The sequence below is a fragment of the Paenibacillus sp. FSL K6-1122 genome, assembly GCF_037977015.1.
GTDB lineage: Bacteria > Bacillota > Bacilli > Paenibacillales > Paenibacillaceae > Paenibacillus > Paenibacillus amylolyticus.
The window spans coordinates 5,567,348-5,585,154 of record NZ_CP150272.1 but is presented as its reverse complement, the minus strand read 5'-3'; the positions used below and the strand labels follow the sequence as shown (position 1 = coordinate 5,585,154).

At 46.6% G+C, this 17,807-nt stretch carries 19 protein-coding genes and 1 other annotated feature; all 19 genes read left to right on the top strand.

What is annotated here, in order from left to right:
* Positions 1–143 precede the first annotated feature (143 nt).
* The 19 genes from mreC to NSQ20_RS24960 all read left to right on the top strand — a co-directional run bounded on the left by mreC (position 144) and on the right by NSQ20_RS24960 (position 17,545).
* Complete coding sequence (gene mreC / locus NSQ20_RS25050) at positions 144–1,016, top strand: rod shape-determining protein MreC (RefSeq protein WP_076253325.1); 873 nt, start codon at positions 144–146, stop codon at positions 1,014–1,016.
* Complete coding sequence (mreD, locus tag NSQ20_RS25045) at positions 1,016–1,549, top strand: rod shape-determining protein MreD (RefSeq protein ID WP_036673543.1); 534 nt, start codon at positions 1,016–1,018, stop codon at positions 1,547–1,549. The genes mreC and mreD overlap by 1 nt, the downstream gene beginning before the upstream one ends.
* Before the next feature lie 74 nt (positions 1,550–1,623).
* Positions 1,624–2,286, top strand: coding sequence for a septum site-determining protein MinC (gene minC / locus NSQ20_RS25040; protein WP_017692615.1), 663 nt, complete (start codon positions 1,624–1,626; stop codon positions 2,284–2,286).
* A gap of 3 nt (positions 2,287–2,289) precedes the next feature.
* Entirely contained in the window at positions 2,290–3,084 is a 795-nt protein-coding gene (minD, locus tag NSQ20_RS25035) for a septum site-determining protein MinD (RefSeq protein WP_036605908.1), read from the top strand.
* A 149-nt stretch (positions 3,085–3,233) separates the two neighbouring features.
* The gene (locus NSQ20_RS25030) at positions 3,234–4,085 is read left to right on the top strand and encodes a M23 family metallopeptidase (protein ID WP_076320302.1); all 852 of its coding nucleotides are present in this window, start codon (positions 3,234–3,236) and stop codon (positions 4,083–4,085) included.
* On the top strand, positions 4,078–4,938 hold the full coding sequence (locus tag NSQ20_RS25025) for a M50 family metallopeptidase (RefSeq protein WP_076329937.1): 861 nt from the start codon (positions 4,078–4,080) through the stop codon (positions 4,936–4,938). The genes NSQ20_RS25030 and NSQ20_RS25025 overlap by 8 nt, the downstream gene beginning before the upstream one ends.
* 106 nt (positions 4,939–5,044) lie before the next feature.
* Positions 5,045–6,295 carry an Rne/Rng family ribonuclease gene (locus tag NSQ20_RS25020; RefSeq protein ID WP_036605911.1) on the top strand — a complete coding sequence of 417 codons (1,251 nt, stop codon included), beginning with the start codon at positions 5,045–5,047 and terminating at the stop codon, positions 6,293–6,295.
* A gap of 56 nt (positions 6,296–6,351) precedes the next feature.
* Positions 6,352–6,436, top strand: a sequence feature (ribosomal protein L21 leader region).
* A 14-nt stretch (positions 6,437–6,450) separates the two neighbouring features.
* Entirely contained in the window at positions 6,451–6,762 is a 312-nt protein-coding gene (rplU, locus tag NSQ20_RS25015; RefSeq protein ID WP_017692620.1) for a 50S ribosomal protein L21, read from the top strand.
* 14 nt (positions 6,763–6,776) lie between these two features.
* On the top strand, positions 6,777–7,106 hold the full coding sequence (locus NSQ20_RS25010; RefSeq protein ID WP_036605912.1) for a ribosomal-processing cysteine protease Prp: 330 nt from the start codon (positions 6,777–6,779) through the stop codon (positions 7,104–7,106).
* A 23-nt stretch (positions 7,107–7,129) separates the two neighbouring features.
* Entirely contained in the window at positions 7,130–7,441 is a 312-nt protein-coding gene (gene rpmA / locus NSQ20_RS25005) for a 50S ribosomal protein L27 (protein ID WP_017692622.1), read from the top strand.
* Positions 7,442–7,531: 90 nt separating this feature from the next.
* Complete coding sequence (locus NSQ20_RS25000; protein ID WP_235193928.1) at positions 7,532–8,329, top strand: Spo0B domain-containing protein; 798 nt, start codon at positions 7,532–7,534, stop codon at positions 8,327–8,329.
* A 17-nt stretch (positions 8,330–8,346) separates the two neighbouring features.
* Entirely contained in the window at positions 8,347–9,657 is a 1,311-nt protein-coding gene (gene obgE, locus NSQ20_RS24995; RefSeq protein WP_036673545.1) for a GTPase ObgE, read from the top strand.
* A gap of 229 nt (positions 9,658–9,886) precedes the next feature.
* A complete protein-coding gene (locus NSQ20_RS24990) occupies positions 9,887–10,324 on the top strand; it encodes an ACT domain-containing protein (RefSeq protein WP_211084557.1) in 438 nt (145 codons plus the stop codon).
* A gap of 58 nt (positions 10,325–10,382) precedes the next feature.
* Positions 10,383–11,669: a homoserine dehydrogenase gene (locus NSQ20_RS24985; RefSeq protein WP_017692626.1), complete on the top strand. Its 1,287-nt coding sequence runs from the start codon at positions 10,383–10,385 to the stop codon at positions 11,667–11,669.
* A gap of 115 nt (positions 11,670–11,784) precedes the next feature.
* Positions 11,785–12,855 (top strand): threonine synthase, encoded by a 1,071-nt coding sequence (gene thrC, locus NSQ20_RS24980; RefSeq protein WP_036673546.1) that lies wholly within the window; start codon positions 11,785–11,787, stop codon positions 12,853–12,855.
* Positions 12,852–13,820, top strand: a complete 969-nt coding sequence (gene thrB, locus NSQ20_RS24975) for a homoserine kinase (protein WP_340031083.1) — start codon at positions 12,852–12,854, stop codon at positions 13,818–13,820. Before thrC ends, thrB begins: the two co-directional genes overlap by 4 nt.
* Positions 13,817–14,692, top strand: coding sequence for a prephenate dehydratase (gene pheA / locus NSQ20_RS24970; RefSeq protein WP_340031082.1), 876 nt, complete (start codon positions 13,817–13,819; stop codon positions 14,690–14,692). The genes thrB and pheA overlap by 4 nt, the downstream gene beginning before the upstream one ends.
* A 144-nt stretch (positions 14,693–14,836) precedes the next feature.
* Positions 14,837–15,721, top strand: a complete 885-nt coding sequence (gene ilvE, locus NSQ20_RS24965; protein ID WP_017692630.1) for a branched-chain-amino-acid transaminase — start codon at positions 14,837–14,839, stop codon at positions 15,719–15,721.
* Between the two features lie 195 nt (positions 15,722–15,916).
* Positions 15,917–17,545: a LysM domain-containing protein gene (locus tag NSQ20_RS24960; RefSeq protein ID WP_340031080.1), complete on the top strand. Its 1,629-nt coding sequence runs from the start codon at positions 15,917–15,919 to the stop codon at positions 17,543–17,545.
* Positions 17,546–17,807 lie beyond the last annotated feature (262 nt).

Genomic DNA, 17,807 nt, shown 5'->3' with positions numbered 1-17,807 from the left:
ATCTTTATAGAGGACCCGGTTAACCCCGGGGATGAGCTATTACCCGCTTAACAGGGGAGGATCGGCTGATATTCTCGCAGGGACTACAGGTCTGACAGTCTCCCCGCCGGGCATGGCTCGGAAGAGAATATGGATGTTAGAGGGTGTTCGAACTGTTTAAACTGCTAGGCAACAAAAGACTTTTTGTTTTGCTGGTGGGCCTTGTTACATTTATCGCGTTAATGGGCTTTACGCTCAGTCCGCGAACCACTCTATCCTGGCCGGAGAAATTCCTGAAGGATTCAGTTGGATTTGTACAATACGTATTTTACAAGCCCGCTTCCTATGTAGCGGGCTTTTTCAAAGATGTAGCGAACATGCGTACGGTATATGAAGAGAATGAAGAGCTCCGCATCGCGATGGGTCACTATACCCGAGATCGGCTGAAGTACAATGATATGGAGCAAGTGAATGAGCAACTTCAGAAAGCGCTCAATTTCACAGAAGAACAGAAGAATCGCTATAATTACGGTTCACGAATTGCTCAGGTTATCAGTGCCAATTCGGATCCAAATAGCAGAACCATTAACATTGATATCGGTGAAAATGCGGGAATCAAGCCGGGGATGGCCGTTACCTCCCAGGAAGGGCTGGTCGGCGTGATCAGTCATGTCAGCTCATATACATCAACGGTTAATCTGTTAACGTCCATGGACGCCAATGATCCGACATCCAATGCCATTGCAGCAACGGCGGTAGGTAAAGAGAAAGTGTTTGGTATGATTGAGAGCTACGATCCGAAGACGGGCATGCTCAAGATGACCAAAATCTCGGAGGATTCTAATATCAAAGAGGATGATGAGATTATCTCCTCCGGAATTATTAACAATTTTCCGAAGTACATGCGGATTGGTGAAGTGGAAAAGGTTGAAGTTGGGGAGTACGGTTTAACGCGAACTGCGATTATCAAACCATACGCAAGCTTCCTTGATTGGAAAGAGCTGATTGTCATTATCCCGCCTGAGGTAAAAGAATAATGGTAACACGCAAGCAAGTTCTGTTCCTGTTACTATTCCTTTTGTTCATTGCGGAAGGCACAATTTTGCCACTGCTCATCCCTTCTGGCTGGCAGATGCGTATTTCTGCCAATCTGGTCTATATCGTAATTTTGTTTATCGCTGTATATCATCATCGTCACACGGCACTAGTACTCGGTATATTTTTTGGACTATTGCATGACGTTGTATTCTACGGCGAGATGATTGGACCTTATGGATTCTCGATGGGATTATCGGCATATATGATGGGACTCATTTTTCAAGCACCACGTGCACCACTGCCGGTTATGGTATCGGTTGTCATTTTGGGAAGTCTGCTTAATGACACCATGCTATTTTTCCTGTACAAGCTCTTCCAACTTAACCACGTGACCTTTGATTGGGCGTTGATTGAATACATGATTCCTAATTTGTTCATTCATTTTGTGTTTGCCTTGATCATTTATGTCCCGCTTCGGAAACAACTGGAGCGGATCGGCAAGAGACGGAGCAAGACAGAAGAAGCTTCCTAAATACATTTATGGAGCGCAAAGCAGGAACTTGGGGCCCCGGGCACGAAATGTAATGAGATGGGAGGGACAGGCTTATGACGGTAAAATCGAATCACGTAACGATTAAAGGCATCCGAGACGGCCTGGTTTTCCTGTTGGACGATCAATGTGAATTCGAGGAATTGCTCTATGAGCTCCGCTATAAGCTGGAACACAGCCATCAAAATATTTTGACCGGACCGATTGTTCATGTGGATATCAAGTTGGGTGCCCGCGAAGTGACAGAGGACCAGAAAGAAGCAATCCTCGATATATTGAAGCAAAAAGGGAATTTGCTTATTCGATCCATCGACTCACCTGCACTCCAACCGGAGGTTAAAGGACCACCGCCGATTGTAACCATGTGTGGTATGGTGCGTTCAGGTCAGGTGCTTCATCATGAAGGAAATCTCCTGTTTCTTGGGGATATCAATCCGGGGGGCACAGTGACGTGTACCGGAGATATATATGTGTTGGGTTCACTCAGAGGTATGGCTCATGCCGGAATTGGCGGGGACGAGGAAGCGATCATTGCCGCTTCGGTATTTGCACCGACGCAGCTACGGATTGCGGATATCATCAGTCGTCCTCCCGATGAATGGGAGAGCCGAGAGACCGGAATGGAATTTGCTTACTTACAGGACAATCAGATGCAGATAGACAAAATGAGCAATATCGTTCGGTTACGCCGAGATTTTAATGTGTTTAAAGGAGTGTAGCTCATGGGAGAGGCGATCGTGATCACTTCGGGTAAAGGCGGCGTGGGTAAAACAACCACCTCGGCAAACATCGGGACAGCGCTGGCGCTGCTCGGCAAAAAGGTTTGTCTGGTAGATACCGATATCGGCCTTCGTAATTTGGATGTCGTGATGGGACTCGAAAACCGTATTATTTACGATCTGTGCGACGTTGCGGACGGCCGCTGCCGTCTAAATCAGGCTTTGGTCAAAGACAAGCGTTTCGAAGAATTATACATGTTGCCTGCGGCGCAGACGAGAGACAAAAACTCAGTGTCGCCAGAACAGGTCAGGGATATTATCCTTGAATTGAAAAAAGATTTTGAATACGTCATTATTGATTGCCCAGCCGGCATAGAGCAGGGTTTCAAAAATGCGGTAGCAGGAGCAGATCAGGCCATCGTGGTCACTACACCGGAAAATGCTGCAGTACGTGATGCGGATCGTGTCATCGGCCTGCTGGAGAGTTCGCACATTCAATCACCAAAGCTGGTGGTGAATCGAATTCGTAATAATATGGTTAAATCGGGTGACATGTTAGATATCGATGGTATTTTACAAGTACTTAATATTGACCTGATTGGCATCGTGCCTGATGATGAACTGGTCATCAAAGCGGCCAATTCAGGAGAACCTACGGTCATGAATCCGGATTCACTTGCGGCAATTGCGTATCGCAACATTGCACGACGCATTCTGGGAGATACGGTCCCATTGATGCAGCTGGAGCAGAAAAAGGGCGCTTTTACTCGTTTCAAAAAGTTCTTGGGAATGGGTTAACTCATTTAAATGGACTTATTCATTATCTGATTACATGACAGCCGTGGCTTATAGCCCGGCTTTTTTTGTTACCTGCGGGCAGGCTTGTTCATATTATCAACCACCTCTTCATAGGATGTAGTAAACAAGCCTCGGCGGGAGGACATTCCATGAACACGAAACTCAGAATCAAGCAGAGACGAGAAGAACGTATCCGGCGACTGATGGATGGTGCCACTGTGGAGGTCTTACAGGAGCAGAAATTAGGTTCACTGTTGGACAAGAATGAGATCATACACCCAAAACCATTTACGCCGCCTAGTGAGGGGACACAGGAAAGAGATCCGGAATGGTTGTGGAAAAAAGAGAATGGTCATTTCGTTCCAGGGGGGCATTCGAGATTTAACCTGTTCAAGTCACTTCTCAAACGGACGGTTATTAGCGCTTTGATATTTGGCGGAGTATGGGGTCTATTTCAGTTGGATACATCGTGGACGACATCACCCAAAACAGTAATTGCGGATGCACTCCATCGGGATATGGATTTTGCCTCAGCAGCGGCTTGGTATGAACGGCATTTTGGAGGAACGCCTTCGTTTCTTCCGGTCCTCGGACATACGACGGATGCTGTGAACGGATTGAAAGTAAGGCAGTTGCTGGGCAAACCGATCTCAGGCACGGTGGTTCAGCCATTTGCGCTGAGCATGAAGGGAATTGAGATCGTTCCGGATGCCGCAGGTGCAGAACTTATACAGGTCGCAAGTTCTGATGCTGGGCGTGTCATGGAGGTTATCGGAGATGCAGCAAGTGGATTCACAGTTGTCATCCAACATACAGGCAATGTCACGGCAATATACGGTCGGCTGAACGAAAGTGAAGTGAGCGTGAATGATTGGGTGGAAGCGGGGAATCCAGTGGGGAGTCTCAAGGCTACGGGTGGTGAACAACCGGCCACGCTCTATTTTGCAGTCAAAGAGGGGGAGGAGTACGTAGACCCGGCGGAAGTTGTTGCCCTTGATTAGGGTGTGGGGAGTCCGTATTACGTTTCATCCGTTTTTTGTAATTATCATGATGGCCTCCCTTCTGACTGGACATTTTATTGAACTTATTACGTTGTTTGCTATCGTATTCATTCATGAATGTGGACATGCTGCGGCAGCGGCACTTCTGGGCTATCGTGTCTTGTCGATCCAGATGCTTCCTTTTGGAGGAGTAGCGGTTATTGAAGATGGAGGTACGATCACGGCCTACCGGGAAATCATGATTGCTCTCGCTGGTCCATTACAAAACATCCTGATGGTTGGCGTGGTTATGCTGTTACAGTATGGCAATCTGGGCGATCCGGTATTTCTCAACTATATCATTCAGGGGAACCTGCTCATTGCTCTCTTTAATCTGCTGCCTGTACTTCCTCTGGACGGAGGTAAAATTGTTCAGGCACTTGTCAGTCTGTGGGCACCCTACTACACAACATTAATGTGGACTTACAGAATTAGCATTCTGTGTAGCGTAGGGGTTATTTTATATGCTATCAGCCGATGGTTTACTGGAGACTACGGCCTACCGCTCAACATTCTGTTAATCGGCCTTTTTTTGTTCTATTCCAACGTAACGGATTACCGAAATGTGCCCTATCGCTTTATTCGTTTTCTGATGAATCGAGAGGGTGCGTTTGCTCGTCACGCGGCTACTGGCAGTTTGGCGCAGCCAATAATCTCATTCCCGGCGAAACCTTTGGACACTATTTTGCGTCTATTAAAGAGAGAAAGATACCATATGGTATACGTGATGAACAGACAGGGTCGAATTATGGCCGTATTGCCTGAGCAACGGATTATCGGTTCCTATTTTCAACAAAATGGTAATAAATTGTAGTGTTCTGGTGGACCTGTTCTGAAATGGGTTAATATATGTACAATGAGAATTGAAAAGATACTGAAATGGATGTGGATGATTTGAATTGTCTTCTAGAGGTGAAGCCATGAAACAAATGATAGTACATAATGAACATAACCTCATGCAAATGGCGCTTCTGGAAGAAGGCAAAGCTGTGGAATTTACGGCAGAGCGTACACGTGATCGTGGACTGCTGGGTTCCTTTTTCAAGGGACGGGTCGTGAATGTGTTACCAGGTATGCAAGCTGCTTTTGTGGATATTGGTCAGAAAAAGAATGCGTTTCTCTATGTGGACGATGTGTTGCATCCCCATCTGGAGAAACAGCCCAAGGTGAAGCCTTCCATCTCGGAGTTGCTTCGTCCGGGTCAGGAAGTCATTGTTCAGGTTCTGAAAGAACCGGTAGGAGGCAAGGGAGCCCGGGTGACGACTCATTATTCACTCCCGGGCCGTTGGCTTGTCTACATGCCTGTTGCTGACTATGTAGCGGTATCCAAGAAAATTGCCCGTGAAGGGGATCGTTCCCGTCTTAAGGCACTTGGGGAGCAACTGAGGCGGGATGAAGAAGGACTTATTATTCGGACCGTATCTGGAGAAGAGCAGCATGAAGCCATTAAGTCGGACTTGGAAACATTACGCGCGCAGTGGTATCTGATTCGTGAAAAAGCGGACAGTTTGCCTTCACCAAGCCTCTTGCATAGGGATCATAGCATGGTACAGCGAATCATCAGAGATGTGTATACGCCAGGGAGTGACGAAGTCATCACTGATAGTGAAGGACAAGCCCGTGAGGTAAAAGCATTGCTCGAAGAGATTAGTCCTGGTCATCAACCCAAAGTACAGGTGTATAGGGGAACAGAATCCATCTTTGCTGCCTATGGTGTGCAGGAACAGTTGAATAAGGATTTTGCTCGGAAAGTGTGGTTGCCCGGAGGCGGATACATTGTTATTGATCATACCGAAGCTCTGACTGTAGTGGATGTGAACACGGGTAAATATACGGGAGCTGGCGGTGACAGTCTGGAAGAGACCGTGACAGAGACCAACATACAGGCAGCAGTGGAGATTGCCCGTCTAATGCGCCTGCGGGATATCGGTGGCATGATTATTGTCGACTTCATTGATATGGAGGAAGCTTCGAATCGGCATGAAGTCGCAGCAACCTTGGAGGGTGAGCTCAAGAAGGATCGGACCAAAGCATTTGTAATGGGTTGGACCAAACTGGGTTTGCTCGAACTTACCCGTAAGAAAGTGCGGGAAGAAAGTACGTTGCCCTATGTGGAGCCGTGTTCTTCCTGCCATGGAACGGGAAAAAGATATATTTCACCTTTGCATTGATTTTTGATATATTGCGTGATATAATCTTCAAGTATGTGTTTAGCCTAATGGTCTTGCACATGCTGTAACCGCACTGGCCGGGTATAAGAACAGTTCCGCAAGGACACTGTCACCTGAGAACGGGCGAGTCTGAGACATGAGGAGGTGCAAGGCAAATGTACGCAATTATTGAAACAGGCGGCAAACAGTACAAAGTCCAAGAGGGCGATGTTCTGTTCATCGAGAAATTGACTGCGAACGATGGCGAAAGCGTAACGTTCGACCGTGTCCTGGCTGTATCTAACGATCAAGGTTTGACAGCAGGTACACCATTGATTTCCGGAGCTACTGTAACGGCTAAAGTGGAGAAACATGGCAAAGGACAAAAGGTTATCGTATACAAATACAAACCTAAAAAGAACTACCATGTGAAGCAAGGTCACCGTCAACCGTACACTAAAGTAACTATCGAAACAATCAAAGCGTAAAGAAGGTGCGATAAGTGATTATCGTTCAAATCTTTCGTGATGAGGACGGGAACATCGAACGTTTTTCCATTGAAGGGCATGCTAATTTTGCCAAGCGGGGAGAAGACATCGTATGTGCCGGGGTATCCGCTGTTACAGTGGGTACGGTGAACTCGATTGAAACATTGACCGGTGTCGAAATGGATGCCAAGATGAAGAATGGCTTTTTAAGCGGTTCTTTACCTTTGTTAGAGAGAGGGGAAACCTGGTCCCAGGTACAATTGTTACTCGAATCCATGGTGGTTATGCTCTCTAATATTGCAGAGTCATACGGGAAGTATATTAAAATACAGCAATTCAAATAAGCAAAGAAGGAGGACAACCAATCATGTTGAAATTAAATCTTCAGTTATTCGCATCGAAAAAAGGTGTAGGTTCCACGAAGAACGGACGTGACAGTAATGCTCAACGTCTGGGTGTTAAACGTGCTGATGGTCAAACTGTAACTGGTGGTAGCATTCTCGTTCGCCAACGCGGAACGAAAATTCACCCAGGAACTAACGTTGGCATCGGTAAAGATGACACTTTGTTCGCGAAAATCGACGGCGTTGTAAAATTCGAACGTTGGGGACGCGATCGCAAAAAAGTAAGCATCTACCCTGTTAATGTTGCTCCTGTAGCAGCAGCAGTAGAAGCGTAATATCGGCATTCCGCCTAAGGAGCCTTCGGCATTTTTGCCGAAGGTTTTTTGTATTCAACGGTTATTCGATAATGAACTGGCAGAAAAGACATGTTATACTTGGTTACGGTGGGTGTAGACCAACCGAGTTTTGTAGAACGGGGAGAAGCCATGAAATCTTGGAAAAGAGTGCCGTGGATTGCGGCATGTTCACTTCTGATTCCTTTGGTTTTCGTTATGTTGTATCCGGCGATGATCTCAAGCGTCGTGTGCGCATTGTGGTCCGTCGCAGTATTGCTCATTTCTGTGAATGCGATGAAGAAACAGGCGGAGGCGGAACGCAGAGCCATCATACAATCCATGGAAAAGACAGCAATTGCTTCATTAAATCATCATCGACACGACTGGATGAACGACCTTCAGGTGTTATATGGATATCTTCGGCTGGGCAAACTTGATAAATCCTTGCAATGTGTGGAAAGAATAAAAGAGCGGGTTACAGAAGAAAGCCGAATCTCCAGATTAGGCATTCCTTCCCTCGTATTTTATCTTCAGTCTTTTCGCGCCAGTGGAATTGCGCTGGACTTGCATGTGGAAATAGAAGATGAGTTGCAGCTTAGTGCTCTGGTCTCTCCCGAGGATGGCGAGTCACTTACCGGGGCGATTGCGGATGCAATCAGGGCCTATCAATATGGCGGCGGCCGGTCTTCTTGGGGAGAGGTTCGCAAACTGACCTTAAACTTCGGACAGGATCATGGAGATGTGGTTGTCCGACTGGATGGGGATCAAACACCCGATCCGGAAACACTGCGGCAGCTTACTGCCGTACTCAAAGGAAAAAAAGTCAGAACGGAGCAGTTTCCGTCTGAGGATACGTTTATACAATTCAGAATGCCGTGTGGAATATAGGAAGAAGGGGTTAACCAATGTTTGTAGATAAAGCGAAGATTTATGTAAAAGCCGGAGACGGAGGGGACGGAATTATTTCGTTCCGTCGTGAGAAGTATGTACCAAACGGCGGACCTGCCGGGGGCGATGGAGGCAGAGGAGCTGACATCATTTTCCGCGTGGATGAAGGTTTGCGTACGTTGATGGATTTTCGTTACCAGCGTCACTTTAAGGCCCCACGTGGTGAGAAGGGACGTAACAAAAGTCAGCATGGTGCAAACGCGGAGAACATGATTGTGCGCATTCCACCAGGAACTATCATCTTGGATGAAGACAGTGGAGAAGTACTGGCGGATATGACACGTCACGGTCAACAGGTTGTTATTGCTCGTGGTGGTCGGGGCGGACGAGGTAACATCCGATTTGCTACACCGAACAATCCTGCACCTGAACTTGCTGAGAACGGTGAAGAAGGACAAGAGCGTTACATCGTACTCGAACTGAAAGTTATGGCAGATGTTGGTCTGGTTGGTTTCCCGAGTGTCGGGAAATCCACATTGCTTTCTGTCGTTTCGTCAGCCAAGCCAAAGATCGGTGCATACCATTTCACAACCATTACACCGAATCTGGGTGTAGTCGGTGTAGGAGAAGGCCGAAGCTTTGTCATGGCTGATCTGCCTGGACTGATTGAAGGTGCGCATGAAGGAGTCGGACTGGGACATGAGTTCCTGCGTCATGTCGAGCGTACTCGTATTATTGTTCATGTCGTAGATATGTCGGGTTCGGAAGGACGCGATCCTTTTGAAGACTGGCAGAAAATCAATGACGAATTGAAGTTGTACAATCCGCTTCTCGCCGAGAGAACGCAAGTTGTAGCAGCTAACAAGATGGATATGCCAGACTCTGAAGCGAACCTGGAGCAATTTTTACAGCAAGTTCGTGAAGTGCAACCTGATATTGAAGTGATGCCAATTTCATCCTTGACTCGTAAAGGGATTCAAGAACTTCTGTATCGTGCAGCTGATCTGCTGGATCAGGCTCCAGACGAGCGAGTGGTTGAAGAGGTAGCAGATGTATCTGAACGTAAAGTATACAGTCTGGACAAAAAAGAAGACGATGGTTTCAAAATTGTGCGTGAGAATGAAATGTTCGTTGTCGAAAGTGCCAAGATTGACCGCATGATGAAACGGATGCAACTGAACTCGCACGAGGCTATACTGAAACTCGCACGTACACTGCGTTATATGGGTGTGGATGCTGAGTTGCGTAAGCGCGGAGCTGTAGAAGGCACCATCGTTCGTATTGGAGACTTTGAATTCGAATTCGTGGAAGGTAGCAGTTACTACTAAGTAGCCGTCTTCCGTGGAGAGACAGATTGATATAGGAACGCAGAGAAGTGGGAAGTTGACCCGCAACTCTGCGTTTTTTTTGTTTTTTCCTGACATGGGAGAGGGATAAACTTGTATACTGTGAGGAACGTATTTCAAAAAATAGGCGTGTCATGTATTGCCCTTTTGTCATAGATCCTATATAATGTCCACTATATGAATACATGAGTCTTTGAGGAGAGGACGTTCTGTGAACGAACGCTATTACTTAGTACGGGAAGATATTTTACCAGAGGCAGTGGTGAAGACCATGCAGGTAAAAGAACTACTGGCTTCTGGTGATGTTAAAACAGTGCATGAGGCAGTTGAAAAGGTCGGATTAAGCCGGAGTGCCTTTTACAAGTACAAGGATGGAATACATCTGATCAACCAGCTTGAGCGCGAGAGAATTGTAACGATCTCCATTGATCTGGAGCATCAGTCGGGTATCTTGTCTCGTGTGCTTGGACATGTAGCTGGTTATGGAGCTAATGTACTCACAATTAATCAGAGTATCCCGCTTCAGGGAAGAGCCAATGTTGTCATTTCGGTGGAAACAACACATCTTCATGGCGAAATCGGTGAAATGCTGGATCGAATGCAAGATATGCCTGGCGTAAGACGTACACGTATTGTAGGCCAAGGGTAATTAGGCTTTAACATACAGGACTGACGGACAAGAATAGACAATAGGGGGTAGATCGTTAGTGAAACCGGTAAAAGTCGGATTGTTGGGTCTGGGAACTGTCGGAACGGGAGTTGTTCGCATTGTGGAAGGGAATCAGGAGGATCTGAGTAGCCAGGTTGGATCGCCGATTGTCATCGAGAAGATCGCAGTGAAAAATACAGAGAAAGAACGTGTTATTGCTGTAGACCGTGCCAAGCTTACGGAAGATCCTTGGGAAGTCATTCGTCATCCGGATATTGATGTCATCGTTGAAGTCATGGGCGGCATTGATCAGACGAAGGAGTATATTCTTGAAGCGTTGGAACGTGGGAAACATATCGTAACAGCAAACAAAGATCTCATGGCACTGCATGGTACAGAGATTTTGGCGAAGGCACAGGAAAAACAATGTGACGTGTTCTATGAGGCGAGTGTTGCTGGAGGGATTCCGATCATTCGTACGCTGATTGAAGGTTTCTCTTCTGATCGGATTACCCGCATTATGGGGATTGTGAACGGAACAACGAACTTTATTCTGACCAAAATGAGTCAGGAAGGTGCATCCTATGAAGAAGTACTGGCTGAAGCACAGGCTCTGGGATACGCCGAATCCGATCCAACTTCCGATGTGGAGGGACTTGACGCAGCTCGCAAAATGGCGATATTGAGTACACTCGGTTTCCGCACCAATGTGGAGTTGAAGGATGTAACCGTTAAAGGAATATCCTCCGTAACTCGAGAAGACATTATGTATGCCAAAAGATTGGGCTATGAGATGAAGTTACTTGGTATTGCGGACCGTATTGGCGATGAGATCACGATCAGCGTTCAGCCGACAATGGTTAGACAGAATCACCCTATTGCTTCAGTCAACGGTGTGTTCAACGCAGTATATGTACACGGTGAAGCTGTAGGGGAGACGATGTTCTACGGTGCGGGTGCGGGAGAACTCCCAACGGCAACTTCGGTTGTAGCTGACATTGTGGCGGTTACCAAAAACCTTAAACTTGGCGTGAACGGTCTCAAAGCAATTGTGCCTTATAAGATTAAGCGACTACAAAGCGACGAGCAGATCGTGTCGAAAAACTTTATTTTACTACATGTAGACGACAAAGCCGGTGTATTGGCACAAATCACACAAATTTTTGCAGAATATGATGTCAGTCTGGCGTCGGTTGTTCAACAGCCGAATGAGCACAACCCGGATGCCGAGATCATTATCGTTACACATAATGCAAGTAAGGCAAGCATGGATAAAGTGTTAAAACATTTTGAATCACTCAGCGTCATTCGCCGCATTAAGAGTGTCTACCGGGTCGAAGGATAATTGTCCTTATCCCATACGGCATCTCAATTATTTCAGTTATAACGTACAAGTTAATCATATCCGGTTCAACAGGTCATCATTTCAGATTATTAAAACATAAAGGAGTTTACCCACAATGAGATATCAAGGACTTTTGCAAACGTACAGAGAGCACCTTCCAGTTAATGAAAATACACCCCTGCTTACGCTTCAGGAAGGAAATACACCGTTGATTCATGCAGAGAATCTGTCTGAGGAACTCGGTTTGAATGTTTATTTCAAGTATGAAGGTTTGAACCCTACGGGATCTTTCAAAGACCGCGGTATGGTTATGGCTGTTGCCAAAGCGATGGAAGAGGGCAGCCGTACGATCATGTGTGCATCCACAGGTAATACGTCAGCAGCTGCAGCGGCCTATGCCGCACGTGGTGGCCTCAATTGTATCGTACTGATCCCGAATAACAACATTGCACTGGGTAAACTGGCCCAAGCCATGATCTATGGAGCTAAGGTGATTGCGATCAATGGTAACTTTGACCGTGCACTGGAGATTGTGCGTGAGATCACAGCCAAACATCCGATCACGCTTGTAAACTCTGTGAATCCGTTCCGGATTGAAGGACAGAAGACAGCGGCGTTTGAAGTAATTGAACAACTTGGCGAAGCGCCTGACGTTCTGGCTATTCCAGTCGGTAATGCGGGAAATATCTCGGCTTATTGGAAAGGTTTCAAAGAATATAAAGAGGCAGGCAAGTCCAGCACGCTTCCACGTATGGTTGGTTTCGAAGCTGAAGGTGCGATGGCCATTGTCAAAGGTGAGCCGATCCTTGAACCTGAAACGGTAGCAACAGCAATTCGAATCGGTAATCCTGCGAGCTGGAAAACGGCAGTAGCTGCAGCTGAGGAATCTGGTGGACAGATCAACTATGTAACGGATGAACAAATCCTGACAGCGTATCGTACACTTGCTTCTCGGGAAGGAATTTTTGCTGAACCTGCTTCTGCGGCTTCCCTTGCCGGTGTATACAAACTGAAGAGTGAAGGGTACTTTAAAGGCGGAGAGACTGTAGTTTGTGTACTGACAGGCAATGGCCTGAAAGATCCTAATATTGCGATCAAAACAGTAGCGACCGAGCCACTTGTTGTTGAAGATACGGAAGAAGCGGTAATGGCGGCCATTGCACAACTGGAGCAGCAATCTGTATGAGTTTGCGTGAAAAGGTAACCGTAAAAATACCTGCAAGTACAGCCAATCTCGGTCCAGGGTTTGATACCCTGGGCATGGCATTGTCTTTGTATGCCTGGTTGGAAATGAAACCTGCCGAGCAGACGTCATTTCATCTTCACGGCAATCATTTGACAGGCCTGCCAACAGACAAATCGAATTTGATTTACGAAGTTGCACAGATGGTATTCAATGAGGCTGGGGTATCCATCCCTGAATTGGAGATTTCCATGTATTCCGATATTCCGCTTACGCGGGGACTCGGGAGCAGTGCATCAGCCATCGTTGGTGCATTGGCAGCAGCGAATGCATTAATTGGCGCTCCTTTATCTGATGCCAAGCTTCTGGATATGGCCACATCCCTCGAGAAGCATCCTGATAATGTGGGAGCATCTCTGTATGGCGGTATTATTACGGCTGCATGGAATGGTCAACAGGTAGATCATATACGTATTGAACCACACCAGGATATGCAGGCTTTGGTTATTGTACCTGAATTCCAGCTGTCTACTTCAAAAGCAAGGAATGTAATTCCAGAGCAATTTGGCATGTCTGATGTGGTGCATAACATTAGCAGATCTTCACTGCTCGTTGCCGCTTTGGCGAGTGGACGACTGGATATGATTCAGAAGGCGATGTCAGATCGAATTCACCAACCATATCGGGCATCATTGGTGCCAGGCATGGCTGAGATATTGGAACATGCTGTTGATCATGGAGCGTTGGGAGCTGCCCTGAGCGGAGCTGGCCCGACCGTATTGACTTTGGTAGATCGTCATGACACCCGGAAAGCGGGACTGGAACAATATTTGCTGGACACCATGGAGCGGGAGGGCATATCTGCTTCTGCACTGTGGCTCGATCCGGATTTGGACGGTGTAACCGTGCTGCCTGATCAAGACGAACGTCCTTTTCTGGACAGAATCAAAGGGGAAGTTAATGCATGAAACGAATTGCAGTATTACCTGAAGGCTCAGTCTCTCATGAGGCAATTGATTTCCTTTTCAACGGGGAACCATTAGATTTGCTTCACTCCAAGCTCATTTCGGATGTGTTTAGAGCAACGGATAGCGGGAATGCACAATACAGTGTCATTCCGATTGAAAATACCATTGAGGGTTCCGTTAGTCTTCATATGGACTGGCTTGTAAATGAAGTGGATATTCCAATGCAGGCGGAGTGGGTATACCCATCCATCCAGAATGTGATTGGACATGGTTCGGAATTTAAGACAGAGAGTGGCGATTATGACTTTGGTAGAATCACCAAGATTATGTCTCACCCTGTGGCTATTCCGCAGTGTCAGAATTTTATTCGGCTGCATTCGCCTGGGGCGGAGCTTGAAGGTGTGAACAGTACAGCCGAAGCTGTAGAAATTGTGAAAAAAAATCCAGGTAAGGGCTGGGTAGCGATTGGTACCAAACTTGCTGCTCAGAAGCATGGTCTGGACATTATGGCTGAACGGGTTACAGATCATGACAACAACTACACCCGTTTTGTACTCATTGGCCATGAACCTGTGAACATTCCACGTGAACCGGATCATATAAAAACCAGCTTGCTGGTGACGTTGCCAGAAGATGCACCGGGTGCATTGCATCAGGTATTGTCGGCTTTTGCATGGCGGAAGCTGAACTTGACCCGTCTCGAATCTCGTCCAACGAAGAAACGATTGGGCAGTTACTATTTTTACATTGATGTTGTGGAAACGGTCGATTCGGTATTGCTTACCGCAGCCATGGCGGAGATTGAAGCATTGAATTGTCAGGTGCGCGTTCTGGGTAGCTATCCTTGTTATACATATCCTTCGAGATATTGACCTGATGGTGTTTGGGAATGTTAGAAGGTTGTCATAAGTCGGGGTAGAATGAGCGAGTAATAGCTTGTCATTTGGTGTACAATGGACGGGTTAATAACGTTACGGAGTAAAGGGAATGGATATTTTATGGAGGTGCAGTCATCAGTGGCAGAACAATGGATCTATTTGGATGGTCAGTATGTGACCAAGGAGAACGCAACTGTTTCGGTGTATGATCATGGATTTTTGTATGGAGACGGGATTTTCGAAGGTATTCGGATCTATAACGGAAATATTTTCAGATGTAAGGCCCACTTGGATCGTTTGTATGATTCGGCAAAATCCATTAGTTTGAACATTCCGCTGTCCATTGATGAGATGCTGGAAGTCATGGCTGAAACGGTGCGCCGCAATGATATGCGTAATGGTTATATTCGTCTTATTGTATCGCGTGGCCCTGGTAATCTGGGGTTGGACCCGTTACGTTGCCCTAAGGCATCCGTAATCATCATAGTGGAGCAATTAGCGATCTATCCGGAGGAAGCGTATCTTACTGGATTGAAAGCCGTGTCGGTATCCCAACGCCGGAACATCCCAGACGCATTGAATCCAAAAATTAAATCATTGAACTATCTGAATAACATTCTGGTTAAAATCCAGTCTAACTATTCAGGTGCTGGTGAAGCAATTATGCTGAATTCCCAAGGTTACGTTACTGAGGGTTCAAGTGATAACATCTTCATCATCAAAAATGGTGTAGTGTACACGCCGCCTTGTTATCTCGGAGCGCTTGAAGGGATTACACGTCAAGCGATTATCGATCTATGTGGCGAACTGGAGCTTGAATTAAAAGAAGTGCCATTCACTCTGCATGATGTGTATATCGCAGACGAAGTCTTTTTCACCGGGACAGCTGCAGAAGTTATCGCTGCATATGAAGTCGATGGAAGAACAATTGGCACGGGAGTAGCAGGTCCGGTAACGCTGAGACTGCTGGAAGCATTCCGTCAGATTGTTGACAAAGATGGATATAAAGTGTGGGAATCTTAAGTTAGAACTGCATAACATAGGGAACAGGAATCCTCCTTGTCCGATAAAATTTTGCATACCTGGCGTATGGGGATTTTAGAGACAGGAGGATTTTTTTTGTTTAGTTGATGTCATTAGCCCGGTTTCTGCATAGGATGTAGTAACGGTATGGGCGAATGTACTGCCCAAGTATGACGTCTAGGAGGTTAGTTCCCTGTGAAAATACACATGGTGAAAAAAGGCGACACATTATATCTGCTGTCCCAAAAATACAATGTAGCGCTGGACAAATTGATCGCGGCTAATCCGCAAATCACAAATCCCGACAAGCTGGATATTGGCATGAAGGTCAAAATCCCTGCAGAGCCAGTAACACCGAAACCGGAGGGTGTGCTCCACAGTCACAAGGTGCAACAAGGAGATTCGTTATGGAAGTTGGCACAAGCCTGGGGAGTTCCTTTAAAAGACATGGTCAATGCCAATCCACAGTTGAAAAATCCGAACGCTCTGCTGGTGGGGGAGACAGTTTATATTCCATCTATGCACGCACAAGGAAACACCACATCTAATTCGGGTGCCAGTAATATTGCTGCTCATGAAAAGTTGTCACCTGAGGGTAAGGAATACACGGGAGTCAAAGAACCGGAACCACCGGCTCCAGTAGCGCCAACTCCCCCTGCTCCGGTAGCAGAGGTTCCTGTTCCTGTCCCGGTGCCTGCTCCACCACCAGCCAATACGGAGAAGCCGAATGTGAAGCCTGAACTGGAGGTACTGCCGCAGTTACCGGAGCTTCCTGAAGTGAAACCCGAAAAGGAAACGCACAAAAAAGAAGAGGTTAAACCCGAAGTTTATGTAAAACCGGTAGCAGAATCCAAGAAATACACAATGCCTAATCTTTCGCCTGAAATTATGCCTTTGCCTGTAATGCCTAATACAAAGTCTCCAACTGAGGTTGCACCAGCAACGAAAAAACCTTGTGGTTGTGGTAATAAGTTGCATCATGCGCCAGCCGAGCACCCTTATGTTCAAATCCCGGTTTCTGTACAAGAGGTGTATGGTGCTCAGCAAGACATGTACACGGCAGGAGCGAGTAACAATGCGGCGTTTCCAGGGATTCCGGAAGTTAGTCCTTATAGTGGCAGTGATCTGCCTAACAGTCCGTGGACTGGCGCGGAGCAGGGTTATAACCACAATAACGTTATGCCGAATCTGTCCGCAGAAATGCAAAACAACTCATTTCCGATTGCGCCAGCTGGCGAAGTGAATAGTCCATTCCCAACATATGCAGCACCTAGTCATATGAATCATCAGCCGCCTTTCATATCTCCATACTCAATGCTTCCGTACCCTCCATGCGGATGTGGCTCACATACACATATGCCTCAGTATACTTATCCTTCTCATGGTTATCAGGATCCGGCTTGGAATATGTATGGTCCTTCGTACGGTATGCCGCCTGAAATGTCCACATCAACGATGCCAAACCAGCCTATTGAGTATGCTTATCAGAATCCGTACCCTACTCAGAACATGGTTCCCCCGTCCCCGCTTGGAGCATTTGGTGAAATGTATCCTCCTCAGGGGCAAGGGAAGGGTGGCAAAAAAGGGGGGCGTGAAGACGCTAACTTAAGTCAGGTAGCAATTGAAGAGGTTGGATCAGATTCGGAAGGGAAGTCTAAGCAAGCAGGGAATAAGCCGGCCGCTGCAAAACGCAGAACAAGCAAGGCTCCTCTGAAGAATAAATCCAAGGTATCCGTGTCCGGGAAAACATCCAGAGAGGGTGCAGCTACTTCCAACCAACGGAAATCCGATAAAAAGCGTCGTAATCCATGGATACAAAACTAACCTGAGGATTGTGATTGATGAATAAGTGAGGGACCTGTTATATAAGCGGGAAGCCAGCTCTGTAATAGAGAGCTGGCTTCCCGCTTACTTGAGTGAACATTGAGTTGCGCAATAACGGAGATAGTTGCTCAGGAAATAATAGAAAGCATTTTATTAAGAAGCTATTGTAAACCCTTTCATGAATGTGTTAAAATATTTGTACCTTATGAGCATGACCTAATATGATAGGACAAGATAGGGTACGGATATGATAGCTCTAGCT